Annotated in this window: 17 protein-coding genes; 8 read left to right on the forward strand and 9 right to left on the reverse strand. The window is 63.8% G+C overall.

The window, feature by feature from the left end:
• The first annotated feature begins 19 nt into the window (after positions 1 to 19).
• Positions 20 to 247, forward strand: a complete 228-nt coding sequence (locus tag P0D73_RS16510) for a hypothetical protein (protein ID WP_132382639.1) — start codon at positions 20 to 22, stop codon at positions 245 to 247.
• 34 nt (positions 248 to 281) lie between these two features.
• On the opposite strand, the gene P0D73_RS16515 is transcribed toward P0D73_RS16510, so the two are convergent.
• The gene (locus P0D73_RS16515) at positions 282 to 2117 is read right to left on the reverse strand and encodes an ABC transporter ATP-binding protein (protein WP_408432149.1); all 1836 of its coding nucleotides are present in this window, start codon (positions 2115 to 2117) and stop codon (positions 282 to 284) included.
• Positions 2118 to 2426: 309 nt separating this feature from the next.
• Between P0D73_RS16515 and P0D73_RS16520 the strand changes: the two genes are divergently transcribed.
• Complete coding sequence (locus P0D73_RS16520) at positions 2427 to 3593, forward strand: hybrid sensor histidine kinase/response regulator (protein ID WP_132382643.1); 1167 nt, start codon at positions 2427 to 2429, stop codon at positions 3591 to 3593.
• 46 nt (positions 3594 to 3639) lie between these two features.
• On the opposite strand, the gene P0D73_RS16525 is transcribed toward P0D73_RS16520, so the two are convergent.
• The gene (locus tag P0D73_RS16525) at positions 3640 to 6216 is read right to left on the reverse strand and encodes an ATP-binding response regulator (RefSeq protein ID WP_408432082.1); all 2577 of its coding nucleotides are present in this window, start codon (positions 6214 to 6216) and stop codon (positions 3640 to 3642) included.
• Between the two features lie 17 nt (positions 6217 to 6233).
• Positions 6234 to 7433 carry a hypothetical protein gene (locus P0D73_RS16530; protein WP_408281559.1) on the reverse strand — a complete coding sequence of 400 codons (1200 nt, stop codon included), beginning with the start codon at positions 7431 to 7433 and terminating at the stop codon, positions 6234 to 6236.
• A 376-nt stretch (positions 7434 to 7809) separates the two neighbouring features.
• Between P0D73_RS16530 and P0D73_RS16535 the strand changes: the two genes are divergently transcribed.
• The gene (locus tag P0D73_RS16535; RefSeq protein ID WP_408432084.1) at positions 7810 to 8232 is read left to right on the forward strand and encodes a carotenoid oxygenase family protein; all 423 of its coding nucleotides are present in this window, start codon (positions 7810 to 7812) and stop codon (positions 8230 to 8232) included.
• Between the two features lie 62 nt (positions 8233 to 8294).
• On the opposite strand, the gene P0D73_RS16540 is transcribed toward P0D73_RS16535, so the two are convergent.
• Entirely contained in the window at positions 8295 to 8480 is a 186-nt protein-coding gene (locus P0D73_RS16540) for a DUF3563 family protein (RefSeq protein WP_408432086.1), read from the reverse strand.
• A gap of 251 nt (positions 8481 to 8731) precedes the next feature.
• On the opposite strand from P0D73_RS16540, the gene P0D73_RS16545 reads away from it, so the two are divergent.
• From P0D73_RS16545 to P0D73_RS16555, 3 genes are all read left to right on the forward strand, one after another.
• Complete coding sequence (locus tag P0D73_RS16545; RefSeq protein WP_408177191.1) at positions 8732 to 9025, forward strand: hypothetical protein; 294 nt, start codon at positions 8732 to 8734, stop codon at positions 9023 to 9025.
• Between the two features lie 62 nt (positions 9026 to 9087).
• On the forward strand, positions 9088 to 9369 hold the full coding sequence (locus tag P0D73_RS16550) for a hypothetical protein (protein ID WP_408432088.1): 282 nt from the start codon (positions 9088 to 9090) through the stop codon (positions 9367 to 9369).
• A 135-nt stretch (positions 9370 to 9504) separates the two neighbouring features.
• A complete protein-coding gene (locus P0D73_RS16555) occupies positions 9505 to 10506 on the forward strand; it encodes an alpha/beta hydrolase (RefSeq protein WP_408432090.1) in 1002 nt (333 codons plus the stop codon).
• On the opposite strand, the gene P0D73_RS16560 is transcribed toward P0D73_RS16555, so the two are convergent.
• Entirely contained in the window at positions 10469 to 11455 is a 987-nt protein-coding gene (locus P0D73_RS16560; protein WP_408432092.1) for an alpha/beta fold hydrolase, read from the reverse strand. The two genes, P0D73_RS16555 and P0D73_RS16560, sit on opposite strands and share 38 nt — an antisense overlap.
• Positions 11452 to 12135: a response regulator transcription factor gene (locus P0D73_RS16565; RefSeq protein WP_342960036.1), complete on the reverse strand. Its 684-nt coding sequence runs from the start codon at positions 12133 to 12135 to the stop codon at positions 11452 to 11454. Before P0D73_RS16565 ends, P0D73_RS16560 begins: the two co-directional genes overlap by 4 nt.
• Here P0D73_RS16565 and P0D73_RS16570 point away from each other — a divergent pair.
• Positions 12134 to 12274 carry a hypothetical protein gene (locus tag P0D73_RS16570; RefSeq protein ID WP_408281542.1) on the forward strand — a complete coding sequence of 47 codons (141 nt, stop codon included), beginning with the start codon at positions 12134 to 12136 and terminating at the stop codon, positions 12272 to 12274. The two genes, P0D73_RS16565 and P0D73_RS16570, sit on opposite strands and share 2 nt — an antisense overlap.
• A 169-nt stretch (positions 12275 to 12443) precedes the next feature.
• On the opposite strand, the gene P0D73_RS16575 is transcribed toward P0D73_RS16570, so the two are convergent.
• Positions 12444 to 12587 carry a hypothetical protein gene (locus P0D73_RS16575; RefSeq protein WP_408432094.1) on the reverse strand — a complete coding sequence of 48 codons (144 nt, stop codon included), beginning with the start codon at positions 12585 to 12587 and terminating at the stop codon, positions 12444 to 12446.
• A gap of 156 nt (positions 12588 to 12743) precedes the next feature.
• On the reverse strand, positions 12744 to 13298 hold the full coding sequence (locus P0D73_RS16580; RefSeq protein ID WP_408432096.1) for a hypothetical protein: 555 nt from the start codon (positions 13296 to 13298) through the stop codon (positions 12744 to 12746).
• A 332-nt stretch (positions 13299 to 13630) separates the two neighbouring features.
• On the opposite strand from P0D73_RS16580, the gene P0D73_RS16585 reads away from it, so the two are divergent.
• Positions 13631 to 13912, forward strand: a complete 282-nt coding sequence (locus P0D73_RS16585) for a GCG_CRPN prefix-to-repeats domain-containing protein (RefSeq protein WP_408432098.1) — start codon at positions 13631 to 13633, stop codon at positions 13910 to 13912.
• Positions 13913 to 14087: 175 nt separating this feature from the next.
• Here the strand turns inward: P0D73_RS16585 and P0D73_RS16590 are convergent, their stop codons facing one another.
• A complete protein-coding gene (locus P0D73_RS16590; RefSeq protein WP_408432100.1) occupies positions 14088 to 16094 on the reverse strand; it encodes a bifunctional DedA family/phosphatase PAP2 family protein in 2007 nt (668 codons plus the stop codon).
• Between the last annotated feature and the right edge of the window lie 48 nt (positions 16095 to 16142).

Consider the following 16142-nt stretch of genomic DNA (forward strand, 5'->3'; position numbering starts at 1 on the left):
TCAACCGACGAGGTAACCGATGCTGAGCCATCATGAACTCGCGACACTGCTGCGTCTCGCGGACACCGAGCGGCGTCCGGAGGCGATCGATCCCGACGTGCTCGCCCTGAGCCGATACGATCTGATCGAAATCGACCGGCGCGAGGAGGGCGTGATAGTGGGCGGCACGTCGACGCTGCGGTTGACGAGCCGGGGCCGTGAACTCGTGCGCCGGCTGTTCGGTGGTGGCGACCGCGACGGCGCGTGAACGGAGTCCCTTGCGCCGTCGCGTGCGTCCCGCATCACATGAGATCGGGACGCGGAGCGGGCGTGCGTCTGATCTGCCGCGCCAGCGTGTCGCGATAGATGCCCGGCACGGCGGCCAGCTCGGCCGGCGTGCCTTGCTGAACGACACGGCCGCGGTTGAGCACCACGATCCGGTCGAAGGACTGCAACGTCGAGAGCCGGTGAGCGATCGCGACGACGGTGCGATGCTTCATGAGCCGTTCGAGCGCCGCCTGAATGGCGATCTCCGATGCGGTATCGAGCGCCGACGTCGCTTCGTCGAGCAGCAGGATGGGCGAGTCTTTCAGGATGGCCCGGGCGATTGCGATGCGCTGGCGCTGTCCGCCAGAGAGTTTGGTGCCGCGGTCGCCCGCGACGGTGTTGAGCCCTTCGGGCATCGCGTTGATGAAATCGAGGCAATAGGCGTCCTCGCACGCGCGGCGCACGTCGGCCTCGCTCGCGTCGGGACAGCCGTAGCGGATGTTGTCCAGCAGCGAGCGGTGAAACAGGGAAGCGTCCTGCGGCACGACCGAGATGGCGCCTTGCAAGCTTTGCAACGTGACATGCGCAATGTCCTGGCCCGAAATCCGCACGTACCCGGAGCCAGGCTCGTAGAAGTGCTGCAGGAGCGCGAGGATGGTCGATTTTCCCGCCCCCGAGGGGCCGACGAGACCGACGCGCTCGCCCGCGCCGATATGCAGGTTCAGACCGCTCAATACCGGGCGGCGCCCCGGATACGCGAACGTCACGTCTTCGAAGTCCACGGTGGCGCGCCGGACTTCGAGCGCCGCCGCCCTGGTCGGCTCGGGCATGGCGTGCGGGATCAGCAGTGTCTGCGACGCTTCGCCAAGCCGGGCGACATGCTGGGTCAGGTCGACGAACGCCACGGCAATATCGCGCGAGCCGTGCAGGATCGAGAAACCGAGTGAGCCGACCAGAACGACGTCGCCGGTGGTCGCACGGCCGACGCTCCACAGCCACACGGTCCACCCGAGCACGCAAGCCGACAGAATGCAGGTGGCGAACGCGTGCAACAGGCGCAGCTTCTCGAGGTAAAGCAGGCTGCGCTTGCGGGCATCGCCTTCGGCGGCGAGCAGCGCGTCGAAGCGCCCCCGTTCCATCACCACGGCGCAGAAGGCGCGGACCAGCCCCATATTGCCGATGACGTCCACGAGTTCGCCGTCGACCGAGGCAGCCTGCGCGGCGAACGCCTCGTGCCGGGCGGTGCCTTTGCGCGCCAGCAGGAACAGGCAGAAAGCCAGCCCGACCGAAATCGTGACCAGCGTGAGGCTCATGGGAATGCTGACCACGCCGACCATGACGATCGCCCCGACCACGGTCAGGCACGGCGGAAAGGCCGTCCACGCCACCGTGTTTTCGATCACGTACACCGCGTTGGCCGTCGCCGATATCCGGCTCGACAGGACGCCGGGTTGCTTGTCGGCGAAGAAGGTCGGGGCGTGCACGGTGAGATAGTCGAACATCTCGCGCCGGATGTCGCCTGTCACCGCCACGAACGTGCGCGCCGAGATCCATCCGGCAATGCGCCAGAAGAGATTGTCGGCGAGGATCAGCGCGACGAGCACGGCAAACGCGTGAATCACCTGTTGCGGATGGGCGCGGCCGCCCGGCAACGCGTCGATCAGATTGCGGATCCCATATTGCGATGCGAGTGCACAGCCGACCGCTGCCACGACGCTGGCCAGCACGATGGCGTGCGCCAGCTTGCGACGGGCTACGTAGCGCCAGATCAGCCGGATGGGCCGCCCGGCGTATCGCGACAGCACGCGGGACTGCCGCCGCCTGCGCACGCGCCCGGCCCGGCCGGTATCGCCATCGTTGGTCAATTCCATGACACCGCTTCCCCTTGGTGGAAGGAGTCGGGCGTCCATGCTGTGCCACCCCGACGGGCAGCCGACAGTCGAGAAGTCCGGTTCCGGCAGCACGCAAGCGGCGTGCCTTCGCAAGCAGCGAGCCGGTCTGACCGGCGGCGATGCATATTGGGTAAGGGCGTGCGGTGTTTCCCCCGGTTTTTGTCTGACGCGATACCCTATACTTCCAAACTCCAAATCGGTTCGGCGCTTGTCACCGGCAAGCCGTTTTTATCATCCGCAACGTGGGCTCCGTGCAATGTCGACCCGCCGCCATCCGCTGGGAATGCGATGAGTGACCCTATGCAGCCGCCGTTTTCCATTCTCTTCGTCGACGACGACGAGATGTCGCGCAACCACTTCGCGCGCGCGATGAGTGCCGATTACAAAGTGTATGTCGCCCAAAGCGCCGACGAGGCGATGACGGTGCTAGGCAAGCACGCTTCGGAAATTGCGGTGCTGGTGACGGACTTCCGCATGCCGGGCCGCGACGGCGACGATCTGTTGCGCCAGGTGGCGCAGGAGTATCCGCAAATCGTGCGCATTCTCGTGACCGCCTATGCGGACAAGGACATGCTGCTGCAAACGGTCAATACGGGCGACGTGTTCCGCATTATCGAAAAGCCGCTGCGAACGGACATGGTGCGCGAGGTTCTGCAACTGGCAACCGCGCGCTATACGGAGCGGGAAACGCGTCAACAGCGGCTGCTGGCAATGGACGAGACGCTCGCTTTTCTCGCCCACGAGCTGAATACGCCGTTGGCGACGATCTCGCTGTTCGCGCGCTCCGTCGAGAACGACGTGGCCGAGCAATACGACCCGGAGCGTCAACGGGAGATCGGCCTCGCGGCAAAGTCGATGCTGAACAACGCCCAGTATTGCCTGACGCTGATCTCGTCTTTCTGGGCGACGGTGCACAAGAGCGGCGGCCAGAAGTCCGCCTCGGGCGGTGGCACGCGCGCGGTCAGAGCGACGCGGTTGATCGCCACGCTGCTCGACACCTATCCGTTTGTCGCGTCGCAGCGCGATTGGGTGAAGGTCGACGTGGAAGGGGATTTTGTCGTGCACGCCATGCCCAATTGCGTGGCGCTCGTGCTGTCTTCACTGCTGTCCAACGCGCTGCGCGCGCTCGACGGCACCAGCGCGCCTTCGTTGCGCCTCGAAGTGGTGGCTTTCCCTGAACCGGAGATCCGCATTCGCGACAATGGCCCGGGAATCGCGCCAGAGGTCAAAGCACGTTTGCTGCAGGATCCGGTCACCACTTACGCCGGCGCCGGCGGCCACGGCATGGGCATGATCTTCTGCAACCGCATTATGCAATCGTTCGGCGGCTGCCTGCGGATCGAATCCACGGTCGGTGCGGGGACCACGGTGACCATGGGCTTTCCCAGTTTCAATAGCCACATGCACACCGCTGACGACGAAGAACCGTCCGACAGTCAGGTGGCCTCGCGATGAAATCGAATGGCCTGGATGGCCGCTTGTGTCACCGCTTGCATCACCACTAGTCGCTCAGAAAATCCCGATGATCGCGGCGTGCCTTGGCCGTGGCGAAATACGTCTGCAACGCATCGGTTGAACGCTCGCTCAAGATGCAGATGCGCGCGAGCCAGTCGGTTTCCACCGGCCATTCGCCTTCCACCACGCGCGGATAGATTTGCCGCGCGAACTGATGCAGCGCTCTTGCGCCGATATTGCCGCTGACGCCCAGCAGGAGGTGCAGCGCGCCGTGCGTCGATTCGAGGTCGACAGCCGCGACACTGGCCGCCAGCCGGGCCACGAGCTGGCGAATCTGCTCGATGCCTTTGAGGAACGATTCGTCGAGCAGATCGAGCGACGCCAGTTCTTCGAGGTGTTTCTCGTCGAGCAGTTCGCTTTCGCTCACGATCGGCAGCTTGCCCGCCGGCATGGCCGGTGGCGTCGGCGGTAGACCGGCTTCCGTCGGCGCGTTCGAGCCACGTTGCCGTGCAAACTGTCTCGCAAGGCACGCATAGAGAGAACTGGCTTGCACGGGTTTGATCATGACTTCGTTCATGCCCACTGCCAGACAGGTCTGGACCGCCTTGATATCGGACTGGCTGGTCAAGGCGATGATCGGCAGGGCGGCGTACGAATCGGCACGGGCGCGAATCGATGCGGTCGTTTCCAGGCCGCCCATTCCCGGCATATTCATATCCATGACGATCGCGTCGATCACGCCGTCCGCCTGCAGATGCGCGAGCACGGCCTGCCCATGCTCGGCCTCGACGACGCTCGCGCCGCATCGCTCCAGATAGGCTTTGGCCACCAGCCGGCTGTAGGTGTCGTCGTCCGCGACCAGGATCGATTTGCCGGAGAACGCGTCGGATTTCTGGCTCAAGTGGTGCCGGTTGCCGTTTTCGAAAAGCGCCTGGAGCGTCGTGATCAATTCGAGCACGCTGCAGGATTTGCTGATGATTTCGTCCATGCCGGCTCGGCGGGCGAGTACGCGCACCACCGTGCCGGGCTCGGCCGTATAGGCGGCGATCAGGACATTCCAGCTCGGATAATCGTGACCGGCGCGAATTCTCTCGGCGGTCGCGTAGCCATCCAGAACCGGCATGTTGATGTCCATCAACACGAGGTCGTAAGGGGCCGATTCCCGAAGCACGCTCAACGCGATCGCGCCGTTTTCCGCTTCGCTCAGGTATGCGCCCACTTTCGACAGCGCACGGCAGGCTCGCGCGCGCTGACCCGCGTCGTCGTCCACGATGAGAATGCGCTTGTCTTTGAAGACAGGCGTGGCGCGTTCGAAAATCTGCCGCTCGTGGTCCACGATTTCGCTCTTCGGGACGACGGGAAATTGCAGCGTGAATTCCGTGAATTTGCCGACTTCCGAACGGCAACTGATGCTGCCGCCGAAGGCGCGCATCGCGCGCTGGCAATAGGCGAGTCCGAGTCCTGTGCCGTCCGAATTGCCCGCTGTACGGAAGGGCTCGAACAGATGCGACAGCATGTCGGGCGCAATGCCGGGACCGGTGTCGCGAACCATGACCGACTGCTGCTCGATCGTCAGCGTGAGCGTGGCCGCCGGGTGCGTAGCGATGTGATGTAGCGCGTTCTTGATCAGGTTGAACAGGGTGAACAGATAGACGGTTTCGTCGACCTTGAAGGTGAAGTCTTCGCGCACCACGAGCCTGACCTTGTCGCGCTCCTTTTCATCGCCGAAGCCGTATTCTTCCAGCGCCTTACGCGTGGTGCTCGTCGCACTCAGATACGTGAGGTAATCCGGGCGGATGGGTTTGGCGCTGACTTCGTCGAGCGTCATGGCGATGATGCGCAGGCCACGCTCGATCGACAACTGCCCTTGGGCGAGATGACGATAAAGCCCCGCGGCGCTCTCGGCCCTGTCGTGGCTATCGTGCCTGTCGTGTGTGAGTGCCAGCGGCCGGTTGGAGCCCATTGTCACGGGCAGGGCTTCTTCCACGCGATCCAGCACGTAGCGCAACTGGCTGAGAGGGTTGCGCATTTCATGAGCGATCGAACCCGCGAGGGCCTGCAGCGCACGGTTCTTTTCGACGAAGATGCGCCCTTTGCTGATCGCATGGCTGAAGGCCATGCTGCACAGAACGACGACCGGCAGCAAGGCGAGATTCGATTGATCGGCGGCGGTCACGACAATCGGAACCGGCGAACTGATCACCGCGGCGAGCGCCCCGGAGAATACGCCGATGCCGATGCAGCCCATCAGCAAAAGCGGATTGTCGATGCACAGCGCCATGATGAAGATCATCATGACCTCGGTCATCATCCACATGGTGGAGAATGAATTTCTGATCGCGAGAAAAGTGCAAACGAATGGCAGTACGTAGATCAGGCAGCAATGCCAATAGATCAGCAGGTAATGGTTGAACCGCTTCGGCCAATGCGCCTGGAAAATCAACGGAATGCAGACGAGCGCCGCACTCAATCGAAGGGAGAGGTTGTCGTAAGGTTGCGGCAGGACATAGGTCCAGACTACGTAGTAGATGGGGTGGCACAGGAGGCCCAGTGCGCCGCCCCATCGTATTGCAAACCGGCTTCGTTCCAGCACGTCCCGCATGCTCTCGCGCGGTATTACCATCAGGCCTCCAATGACGTTTACGAGCCCATCAATTCTCGCTTGCCGCGAAGTTGTGCATCCAGTTCGATCGGCGAGCCGTTTTTCCCATGGAAAGGGCCGACCGCAAAGCCGTACTTCTTCAGCAGGCTGTGCGTGTAGGAGACGGACCACACGGGCGGGCTGCCGATGATGAAGTCGGACGCAATGCCTTCCTGCCAGGCGGAGTAGCCTTCGGCGAAACAGGTATAGCAATCGCGCGTGGTCGGCAGCCGGAACGGGAAGGTGGTGTTGAGTCCGGCCGGGCCACGGGCGAAGCACTCAATATATAGCGTATGACCGCGTGACGCGAGTTCAGCCTCGACGCTCGCCGCCCGGGGGTGCGAGTCGTCGATCCAGAACTGCGCGCGCTTGAGGTCGGCTGCGGTGAGGTAGGGCACGCTGGTGCTGCTCGCCAGAATGGCGCCGTCGAAGTCCGGCAAGGGTGTGTTCGGACTGAACGTGTGCACGGAAACCCGCGTTTTGCCGAGCAGGTCCGAGGCCATCAACTCCTTGGCTTGTTCCGTGAGCAGGTTCACCTTGTCCGGCAGATCGATCAGAACAAGCTCGCGCGGTGCATCTTTGTAGAGCGCGTATTTGGCCACCGTCGTGCCGAGCCGGCCGGCCGCGCCGAATAGAGCAAGCTTGGTCTTGCCGAACTCGAGGTCGAGTTCATTGCAGCAGTGCATGGCCCAGTCTTTCAGCATCGCCGCGGTGGCGGCGTGACCCGTGGTGATATGCGGCGGCTTGGTATCGCGCGGCAGTGCGCCGTAGTTGCAGGCGTACGGCGTGGAAGCGCCCATTGCCACCATGTTCAGGCCCGCTTGTCTTGCCAGCTCCAGTGCCGGGAAAAATTGCGTCTCGCGGAATCGCTTGATGCCGCGCGGGCTGCCGAGCCATAGCTCGAGCGGAACCGGACAGGCAATATTGGCCCCGATGATCTGGGAGCCCGAATAGATCGGTGAGGCAATGAAAGGCTTGGTGTTCCAAAGCTCTTCTTCGAAAGACGCGTTTCTGTGCTTCACATTGTGAAATGAAAACGAAAGTGTCTCCCAGTCGGTAGCGTGAAATAAAAACCCGACGCCGCCTTGGCCGGCGGGCAGGTTGTCCCGGATCTCGTCCGGGCTGATGGTGTGTTTAAGTGCCAAGGGGGCGCCCGTTTGAAGTTGACGAACCCCGGTTTGCTCTTCGGAATAGGCCATTACTTCGTGGTGAACAGAAGTTCTCATTTGATTTTCCCTTTGATTGAATCTCACGCTGAACAGTTAGCGCGACAAAGCCGACCGGCGTGTTGGATGGTCGACCCTTCAACTCTAGAGAAAACTGATGCGATGTGCCCGTCTGTTGGTTCGCATTGCCGAGAATGGGGGGCGTCGCGCGATCAGGTCGAACACGGTTGCGTGTGCATTCGAGTTCTTGACGGGTCGGCCGAGCGCCGCTGCCGGCAAGCCAGGCAAGCACCCGGCCGTGTCTTGCATGGCAGCGCTTCGATCTGGCAGATGTTTCTAGTGAGAAGATGGTTGACCAGACGGGTCGCTGAAATCAAAATCTTTCCATTGGAAAATTTTGGGCGGGCGTATGAACGAACGTTTGAAAATGAATGGCTACCGCGCCAACCTGGCGCCGATCGATTTCGAAGTCGACTGTGGCCCGCTGCCTGTGCGCGGCGAGTTGCCCTCCAGGCTGGCGGGCGTGCTGGTCCGCAACGGCCCGAACCCGCTTCGTCCCGATCCGGTGCAGCACTGGTTTGCGGGGCATGGGATGGTCCATTGCTTCGAGTTCGCGAACGGCGACGTGACGTACCGGAACCGCTGGGTACACACGCAGCGCTGGCTTGCCGAACAGGCGGGCGTGGTTGCGGACGTCGGCGCCTTCGGCGCGCGGCCGCAGCAACGATGGAAATCCGCACCGCGTGCCGAACGGTTTTCATGGCAACTGGGTGGCGGCGCGCAAATAGCCCGCGTGAACGGCGCGTTACGCCGGAGCACGCGAGCTAGTTGATCCACCCGCATTGGCAACGTTTGCACGAGCCACGCATTCCAGCGTGGGCGGGAACACGCGCTTCAAATCCTCCATTCGTGCGGCGTGCTGGACGCATACCAGCGCGCCGGATCCGCATGCGTTTCGACGACGTTGATGCGGTGTTCCAGATCGACCAGATCGACCGACGACGCCAGATAGGACTCGCGTTCGTAGTCCTCGGTGGTGATCAGCAAGGCGCTCAGTTTCTTCGCAAGTTCAGTAAACATGATTTTCTCCAGTCCGTGTTGCAACGAGCCGTTTCGGTCCGGCTGTGGGAGCCGGCGTTGCCCGTCGATGGAATGAAGCTTAGGCGCGAAGAATGAGCCGGAAATGAGCGCTCGAAACCGGCGATTAACGCCTTGGCAATGCGCAAATTTCGAACTGACACCCGGCTAATTTCCCCCTCATTCTGCGTGACCACAATGCAGTCATTCGATGCAGCCAACCGACTCGCACCGATCGACAAGGGGAACAGAAAATGAAAGTCATTCGCCATCTGGTAGTCGCTGCGGCGCTCGGTGTCGGCCTGGTGAGTTGCGCCGAAGCGCATGTGTTCGTCGGCGTGGGCGTAGGTGTAGGCGCGCCGGCGTTTCCGATGGTGCCGGTAGTGCCGGTAGTGCCGGCTTACGTGCCGCCGCCGGTCTACTACGCAGCGCCGCCACCTCCGCCGCCGGTGTACACGGCGCCTGTCGTGATTGGGTACTACGGGCATCCGCAGTATCCGCGCTATTACGGCGGGTGGGGTTACGGCTATGGCTACTGGCGCCGTTAGGACGCGTGCCTGAACCGGCAGTACCACGAACCAACAATCAACGATCAAGAGGAATATCAGTCATGAAGCAACGTCAATGGGCTTTTGTCGCCGCTACCGCGCTGGCGCTTTCACTCGTATCCGGCTGTGCGGTCGCCGACGATGGTTACGGCTACGGCTACTACATGAGCCGTCATCCGAACATCGAAGCCGCGGACTTCAACGCGCAGCAGGCGATCGAGCGGATGCGCGCCGCACAGCGCGCCAACGGCTACGACATGGGCGGCCATGCAGGCAGGGCGATTGTCTTGATGCAGCAGGCTCGCGCCGAGATGCAGGTCTCCGCCGAAATGGCGACGCGTTGAGCGCGTCGACTTCCTGGACAAGCGGGGCACATGCACGTCGAATCCGCGATGAATTCACGACGAACAGCCCCGCTCGCATCGCGCGAGCCGCGCTGACCACGGCGTCCGCGGCCGTTTCTTTCCGATCAGATCATCATGAACGTCCAGCAATCCCAAACCACTTCGACCGATGGCGTGCCGCTCGACACGCTTACGCGACCGCGTGCCGAAAGCTGGCAGGCCGCCTGGGTGCGACGCGCGATTCCGCTAGTGATGGCGCTGCACTTCAGTTCGAGCCGCCGCCCGGCGCCCGACGTGCAGGCGCTGCGTTTGCGCGCGCATCGCTACACTTTGCCTAGCCGGCTCGCCGCGGCATGCCTTTATCCGCGCGTGCGCCGTCACGCCGATGCCGAACTGAAGGGCGAATGGATTCGTCCGCCAGGCGCTTCACAGGAATCGGAAGAGACAGTGGTGCTGTACCTGCACGGCGGCGCGTACTACTTCGGCTCCCCCGCGACGCATCGTGCGTTGACCGTCGAACTGGCCCACTCGACGCAATCGGCGGTGTTCGCGCTGGACTACAGCCTCGCGCCCGAACATCCGTTTCCCGCCGCGCTGGAGGACACCTTGCGCGCCTATCGGGCGCTGCTGGCGCGCCGCATCGCGCCGAGTTCGATCGTGTTCGCCGGCGACTCGGCGGGCGCCGGGCTCGCGCTCGCCGCGCTGGTGGCGCTGCGCGACGCGGGCGAGCCGCTGCCCGCCGGGGCCGTGCTGTTCTCGCCTTGGGCGGACCTGACGACGATCTGGCGCGCGAGCCATAACGCGTTGTCGATGAACCGCACCGCGATGGAAGCGGCCGCCGACATGTATCTGCGCAACGTCAGGCGCTTCGAGCGGCTGGCGTCGCCCGCGCGCGCGAAGCTGCATGGCTTGCCGCCCATTCACGTGCAGACCAGCGACGCCGAGGCGTTGAACATCGACGCGCGCGAGCTCGCGGCAAGACTTCAACGCGCAGGCAATGCAGTGGAGTTCGCACAATGGCATGCAATGCCGCACGCGTGGCAGTGCTTCGCGCCGTTCGTGCCGGAAGCGCGCGCGGCGCTGGCCGAGGCTTCGCGATTTATTTGCCGCTGCTGGGCGGGTGCGACCTTGCGATGAACGCGTTGATCGCGGCGGCGAGCGCCTGCGGGTATTGATACATCATCGCGTGGCCCGCCGAACGCACGACGAGCAGTTGCGCATGCGGAATCTGCTCGGCGAGCGCTTCCGAGTTCTGCTTCGGCAAGACCTGATCGTCGGCGCCCGTGAGGACCAGGGTAGCGAGGCGCACGTTTTTCAGCGCTGCTGCGGCGGCCTCGTCGCCGGCCCAGTCATGTAGCAGTGCGGACTGGCCTTCGGTCACCGTCGCCGAAATGGCCGGCGACTGGTAACCGGCCGGCTGGAACATATTCTTACGGAAGCACCGTTGCGCTGCGTCCACCGCAGTGGGCGGAAACAGGACCCGCATGACATCCATGAAGCTGGTGCCCGGCTTGCCGGACAGGGTGGCTTCGACGTCGGGCGTCACCGGCACGCCGAGCGACCCTGGTGCGGGCGCGCTCATGAGGACGATGCGCCGCACGGCGAGCGGCGGGTCGAACGCGAGTTGCTGGGCAATGGCGCCGCCCATCGACCAGCCGACGAAGGTGACGTCGGAGAGGTGCAGTGTGTCGATCAGCGCGGCGGCGTCGAGTGTCATGTCCCGTGCGGAAAAGCTGGATGCCGCCGGTTCGGAGCGGCCGATGCCGCGGTTGTCGAAGACGATCACTTCGTGCCGCCTGGCGAGATCGGTCAGAAAGGCGGCGTCCCATTCGGCCATCGTCGCGCGAAAGCCGGTTTGCAGCACGATCGGCGTGCCGCGGCCGAAGCGGTAGTACGCGATGTCGCCGTTCACCGTATGCGCGATCTGCTCACGAATCGATGGCTTTTGATCCGGGCGATCGGCAACGACCGGGCAGGCCTTTTCGTTCGCGTAGTGGACGGTTTTCGCTTCGACGAGCGCGGCCTGCGTGGCGCCGAATAGCGCCAGCAGCGAAGTCGCCGCGATGAGACTGCGCAGGCGTGTCATGAAGCCGGTCCTTTGCCGGCTTCGCCGAGCATGACGGTCCAGCCGAGCCCTCGCACGTTGCGAATCACGGTGAGCCCAAACTTCTTGCGCACCGAATGAATCAGCACATCCACCGCGTTGCTTTCGACCTCTTTGCCCCAGCCGTACAAACGGTCTTCGAGTTGTTCGCGCGACAGGATCGTGCCGGGGCGTTCGAGAAACGCGAGCATTAGCGCGAATTCGCGTGCGGAGAGCACCGTGGTGGTGCCGTTGCAGGTCAGCGTGCGTTTGTCGAGATCGAGGCTGAGCGATTCGTCGCCGAGACGCGACGACGCGTAGCCGGCCTTGCGGCGGATCACTGCACGGATGCGGGCGAGCAGTTCGGGGACGTCGAAAGGCTTGAGCAGGTAATCGTCGGCGCCGACATCGAGACCCTGTACGCGCGAATCGAGATCGTCGCGGGCGGTCAGGATCAACACCGGGACCGCGTTGCCGGCCGCGCGCGACGACTTCAGCAGCTCGATGCCGCTCATGCCGGGCAAGCCCAGATCGAGCAGCACGACAGTGTATTCGGCGTTGGCCATGGCGTCGCGCCCGGCGATGCCGTCCCTGACCCAGTCGACGCTATAGTCGGCGTCCTTGAGTGCACGCAGCAGACTTTGGCCAATCTGCAAATCGTCTTCAACGAGGAGAATTCTCATGATCGTCCTGTCGGCAGCAGTCAGGTTGTGCCTGGCTCGCAGCTCGCGGGTGCGTGGCCGGGCCACGACAGGCGAGCGATTGAATGATAACCGACGCACGCGCGGCGGCATGATCCGCAGTGCCGATCTGGTCGAATGAGTGAGGGGGTTTGTGCGTGCCGACGCAAGCGTGGATGCGGGACGATTCGAAGACTTCGCTGCGTGCGCAGCGATGAGAGGCCGGGACTCGTGGCGTGCCGAAATCCTGCTGGCGCAGGTGGCGGATCGAGACGCCACATAACGCGGTGTGGCGGCTCGCTGTGTCGTCGTCAATAAGCGCCGGCCATGGCGAGCAGATAGAACGGCAGCAGATCTTCGTTCGATGGCGGCGGCTCCAGCGCTGCGCCGGCTGCGTCAGCGGGTGCGGTGGCGGTGTCGTCGGACTGGGTGGAAGGGACGGTTTGCGTGTCCATGATGCTAATCCTCGTGATGATCGAACCGCATCTGCGGAGAGCCGAAGGGGTCTTTCCGTGCGGGATAGAGTCATCGTGAGCCTCGTGAATTAGCGTGAAATTAGTCGATGTTCCGAGCCCTGCGATGCTGAAGCGCAGGGCCGCCAAACGCCATTGCTAGCGCGATGCCTGCCCGGCCGCGTGCTGTTCCGGATACCACGACGTGAACTTGACCGCGGCGACCAGCGCGGCCACGGTCGCCATCACGCCCACCGAATGGGGCAGCGCCGGCGCATAAACCATCGCGATGTCCGCGAGCACCAGCATGCCGAACGCGAGCGCCCAGGCGGCGCTGATCACATAGTTGACGTGGATGAAACGCTCGCTGTTCCACTGCTCGCGATCGACGGTCTCGCGTGCGTATTGCAGCGTGAATGGCCGCCGCAATGCGATCGACGCCAGCACGACCAGCGCAAGCCCTGCATCGACACGCAGCCGTACCGCGGCGATCGACCAGTGCACGTCACTGGTCAGCGCATAGATGGCCAGCGCCCCAAATAGCAGGACGGTGCAGGCGTCCAGCAGCTTGACGTGGCGAGCCGGGCTTACGAGATCGCGCACCAGCAGCGCGGCGGCGACGAGCGCACCGGCAAGCAGTCCCGCCTGCGCGCCGGCAAGGCGTTCGATCACCGCAAAGGCTAGAAACGGGGCAAAGCTCAGCAAGAGATTCATCGTGGACTCCAGAGTTGGGGGAGGTTCGCGTGATGGCAGCCGGCCGTGCGTTTCGCGTAATGCGGACTACGCATGACGGCCATGCGAAGCCAAATGCCGATATGTTTACAGTGGAAAGATATTGCCTAAATTTTCAGCGCGAGTCAAGTGGAGATGATTGGCAGCCAATTCATTCGTTCGCCGGGCAAATCACCTCGACGTCGATGCCGATCGACCCGCGGACGAGCGTCGTCCGAGTGCTCACTTTCACCTAACTCTCGAAGCCGATCATGCGTCCTGCAGCACACGAAAACGACGCTTATCGAAAACCACCAGGGTGAAGGAGAATCATCATGTCAACACTTCGTTCAGCATTGGCCGTCGCCGTCATGGCCACGTCCGCTCTTGTGGTGAATACCGCTCACGCCGCCCAGGGCTGCGGTCCGAACGGCTGGCGCGGTACCTGGGGCCATTGCCATTACGCGCCGCCGGTCTATGTCGCGCCGCGTCCGGTGATCTATGCAGCGCCGCCGGTCTCGACCTACGCTTGCCCTCCCGGCTACTGGCTGGGCCCGTGGGGCCATTGCCGCGACACGCCATATCACGGCCGCCTGCCGAACGGCGGATGGCAATGAGCGGGCGCAAGCCTGATCCGTCGCCGGCGATGGGTCCGACGGCGGATCGTTCCAGGTCCGCCGCGTGCACAGACCTTATCCACAGAAAATGTTCGCAACCCTGTGGACAAGTCCTGGCCAAGCGAGATAACTGATTGAGTGCAGAAGGATTTCTTCGCGGGAGCAGCGAACGCGCTCACTCCATCGGCGAGGCGAGCAAGGACACCGGCACGCCATGGCAACTGACCCGGGCGACGAGCGCTGCGCCCAGGCCCGCACTCGACTTCTCGTGCGCATCGAATGAGGTCATCTCCCTGTCGACCCGCAGAATGTTGATGGGCCACGACGGCCGGGACAGCCGTTCGTGCGCGAAAGCCCCGACCCATAGCGGCGTGATGGACGTGCCGTTGCCCACCGCGTAACCGCTGGGCCAGAAACGCAGCACATCGCGTTCGTCGCGCGAGTCGCCCGGACGCATGAAGACCACCGAGGACGGCACGCCGTTGTTGAGTTTCGGCAAGACCGGCAGCGACACCGCGGCCACGTTGGGCGAGGCCAGCGAGAGCAGGCTGTGCGCCGAGACGTCCGTGCCCTCGACCCACCCTTGGGCGCGCAACTGTCCGCGGATCGAATCGAGATTCGAGACCCACTGCAGCGTGAGCGGCTCCTTGCGGTCGCCGCCCATATCCGAGCGGTAGCACGGCAGGCGCTTCCACAGGGACAGTGTCCATTCCGATTGCGTGACCAGCACGGGCGACGGACGCAGCGCGCTATCCGGCGGCGGGGTGGGCATGTTGAAGCCGATCTGCACGCCCACGCTGACCAGCACGACCGCCAGCACCATGACGGGCATGAACGCGCGTTCGGGCGGTGCTTCCGGGTGCCGCCACATCGCTGTCAACGCAACGATCGCCACCCAGATGTACGCGAGCGCGGCGCCGCCGATCGCATCCGACACCCAGTACCTGCCGAAGTACAGTCCCGCGAGCGCGACCACGATCACCACGATCGCACTCGCGGCCGCCACCAGCACGCCCTCCAGCCGGCCGACCCGGCGCGCGAGCAGAAACGCGAGGAAGCCGTACACGATGACGGTCGCGGCGACGTGATTGCTCGGAAACACATAGGCGCCGACCATCAGCTCATTGGGAGGCGCGCGGCGCATCGCGAACTGCAGCGCGAAGATCAGCAATTGGGAAAACACCACAGCCGCCAGCCAGTAGCCGATGGTGCGCCAGCGCCGCTCCAGCAGCATCCACACCGCGACCGTCACGACCAGCGCCGCGAGCGTGAGGCTGCTGCCGAGCGTCGAGAGTCCCGCAAGCACGGTGTCGCTCCAGGGCGTGCGTACCGATTGCAGGAAGTGATAGACGGAGAGGTCCACTTGCGTCAGCGGATCGCCGCTGATGACGTCGTCGAGCACGCCGAAAAAAAGCGCGCCCGACACGAGCACGACCAGCGACGTCAGCAGGATGCTGCTGGCGTCGGGTGTGCTGGGATCGAGCATCCTGCGCGCGAAACGGCCGAACGGCCCCGGATGCCGGCACGCCCAACTTCCGAGCTGGCGGCCCGCCGCGCCCGACCACGCATTGGCATGCGAGAGCAGAAAACGCGCGGCGCGAAAGCTCAGCCAGACGATCCCCACCAGCAGCGCGATGATCACGACGAGCCGGAACGATACCGCGCCGGCCAGCAGCACCGAGGCGCCGAATATCATGCCCGGCAGGATATGGGCGGGCGCCCAGATCAGCGCGGACAGCACGTTCATTGCGTAGAAGCGCAGCGGCGACATGCCCAGCATGCCCGCCACCACTGGCACGATCGCCCGCAAGGGGCCGATGAAACGCGCCAGCACGACGCTCTTCGCGCCATGTTTGCGGAAGAAGCGGTGACCTGCCTCAAGCAGCTCGGGATGTTTGCGGAACGGCCAGCACTGGACGATCCGGTGCTTGTAGCGGCTGCCGATCCAGAAGCTCATGCCGTCGCCGGCGATGGCGCCCGCGATCGCCCACACCAGTGCCCAACCCAGGCTCAGCGAGCCGGTGCCGACCAGCGCGCCGGCGAGGAACATCGCGGTGCTGCCCGGAACGAAAGTGCCGATGACGGCGAGAGACTCCAGAAAGGCCGCCAGGAAGACGACCGTCAGCGTCCAGCCGGGATGACCGGCTAACAGATGCAGGAGGTGGATGTAGGCGTGCTCCATCGTGCGCGATCAGCCGTTCTGGCGTAACGATTGATCATAACGCGCGAG

Origin of the sequence: Paraburkholderia sp. RL18-101-BIB-B, assembly GCF_046026985.1 — a bacterium.
Taxonomy (GTDB): domain Bacteria; phylum Pseudomonadota; class Gammaproteobacteria; order Burkholderiales; family Burkholderiaceae; genus Paraburkholderia.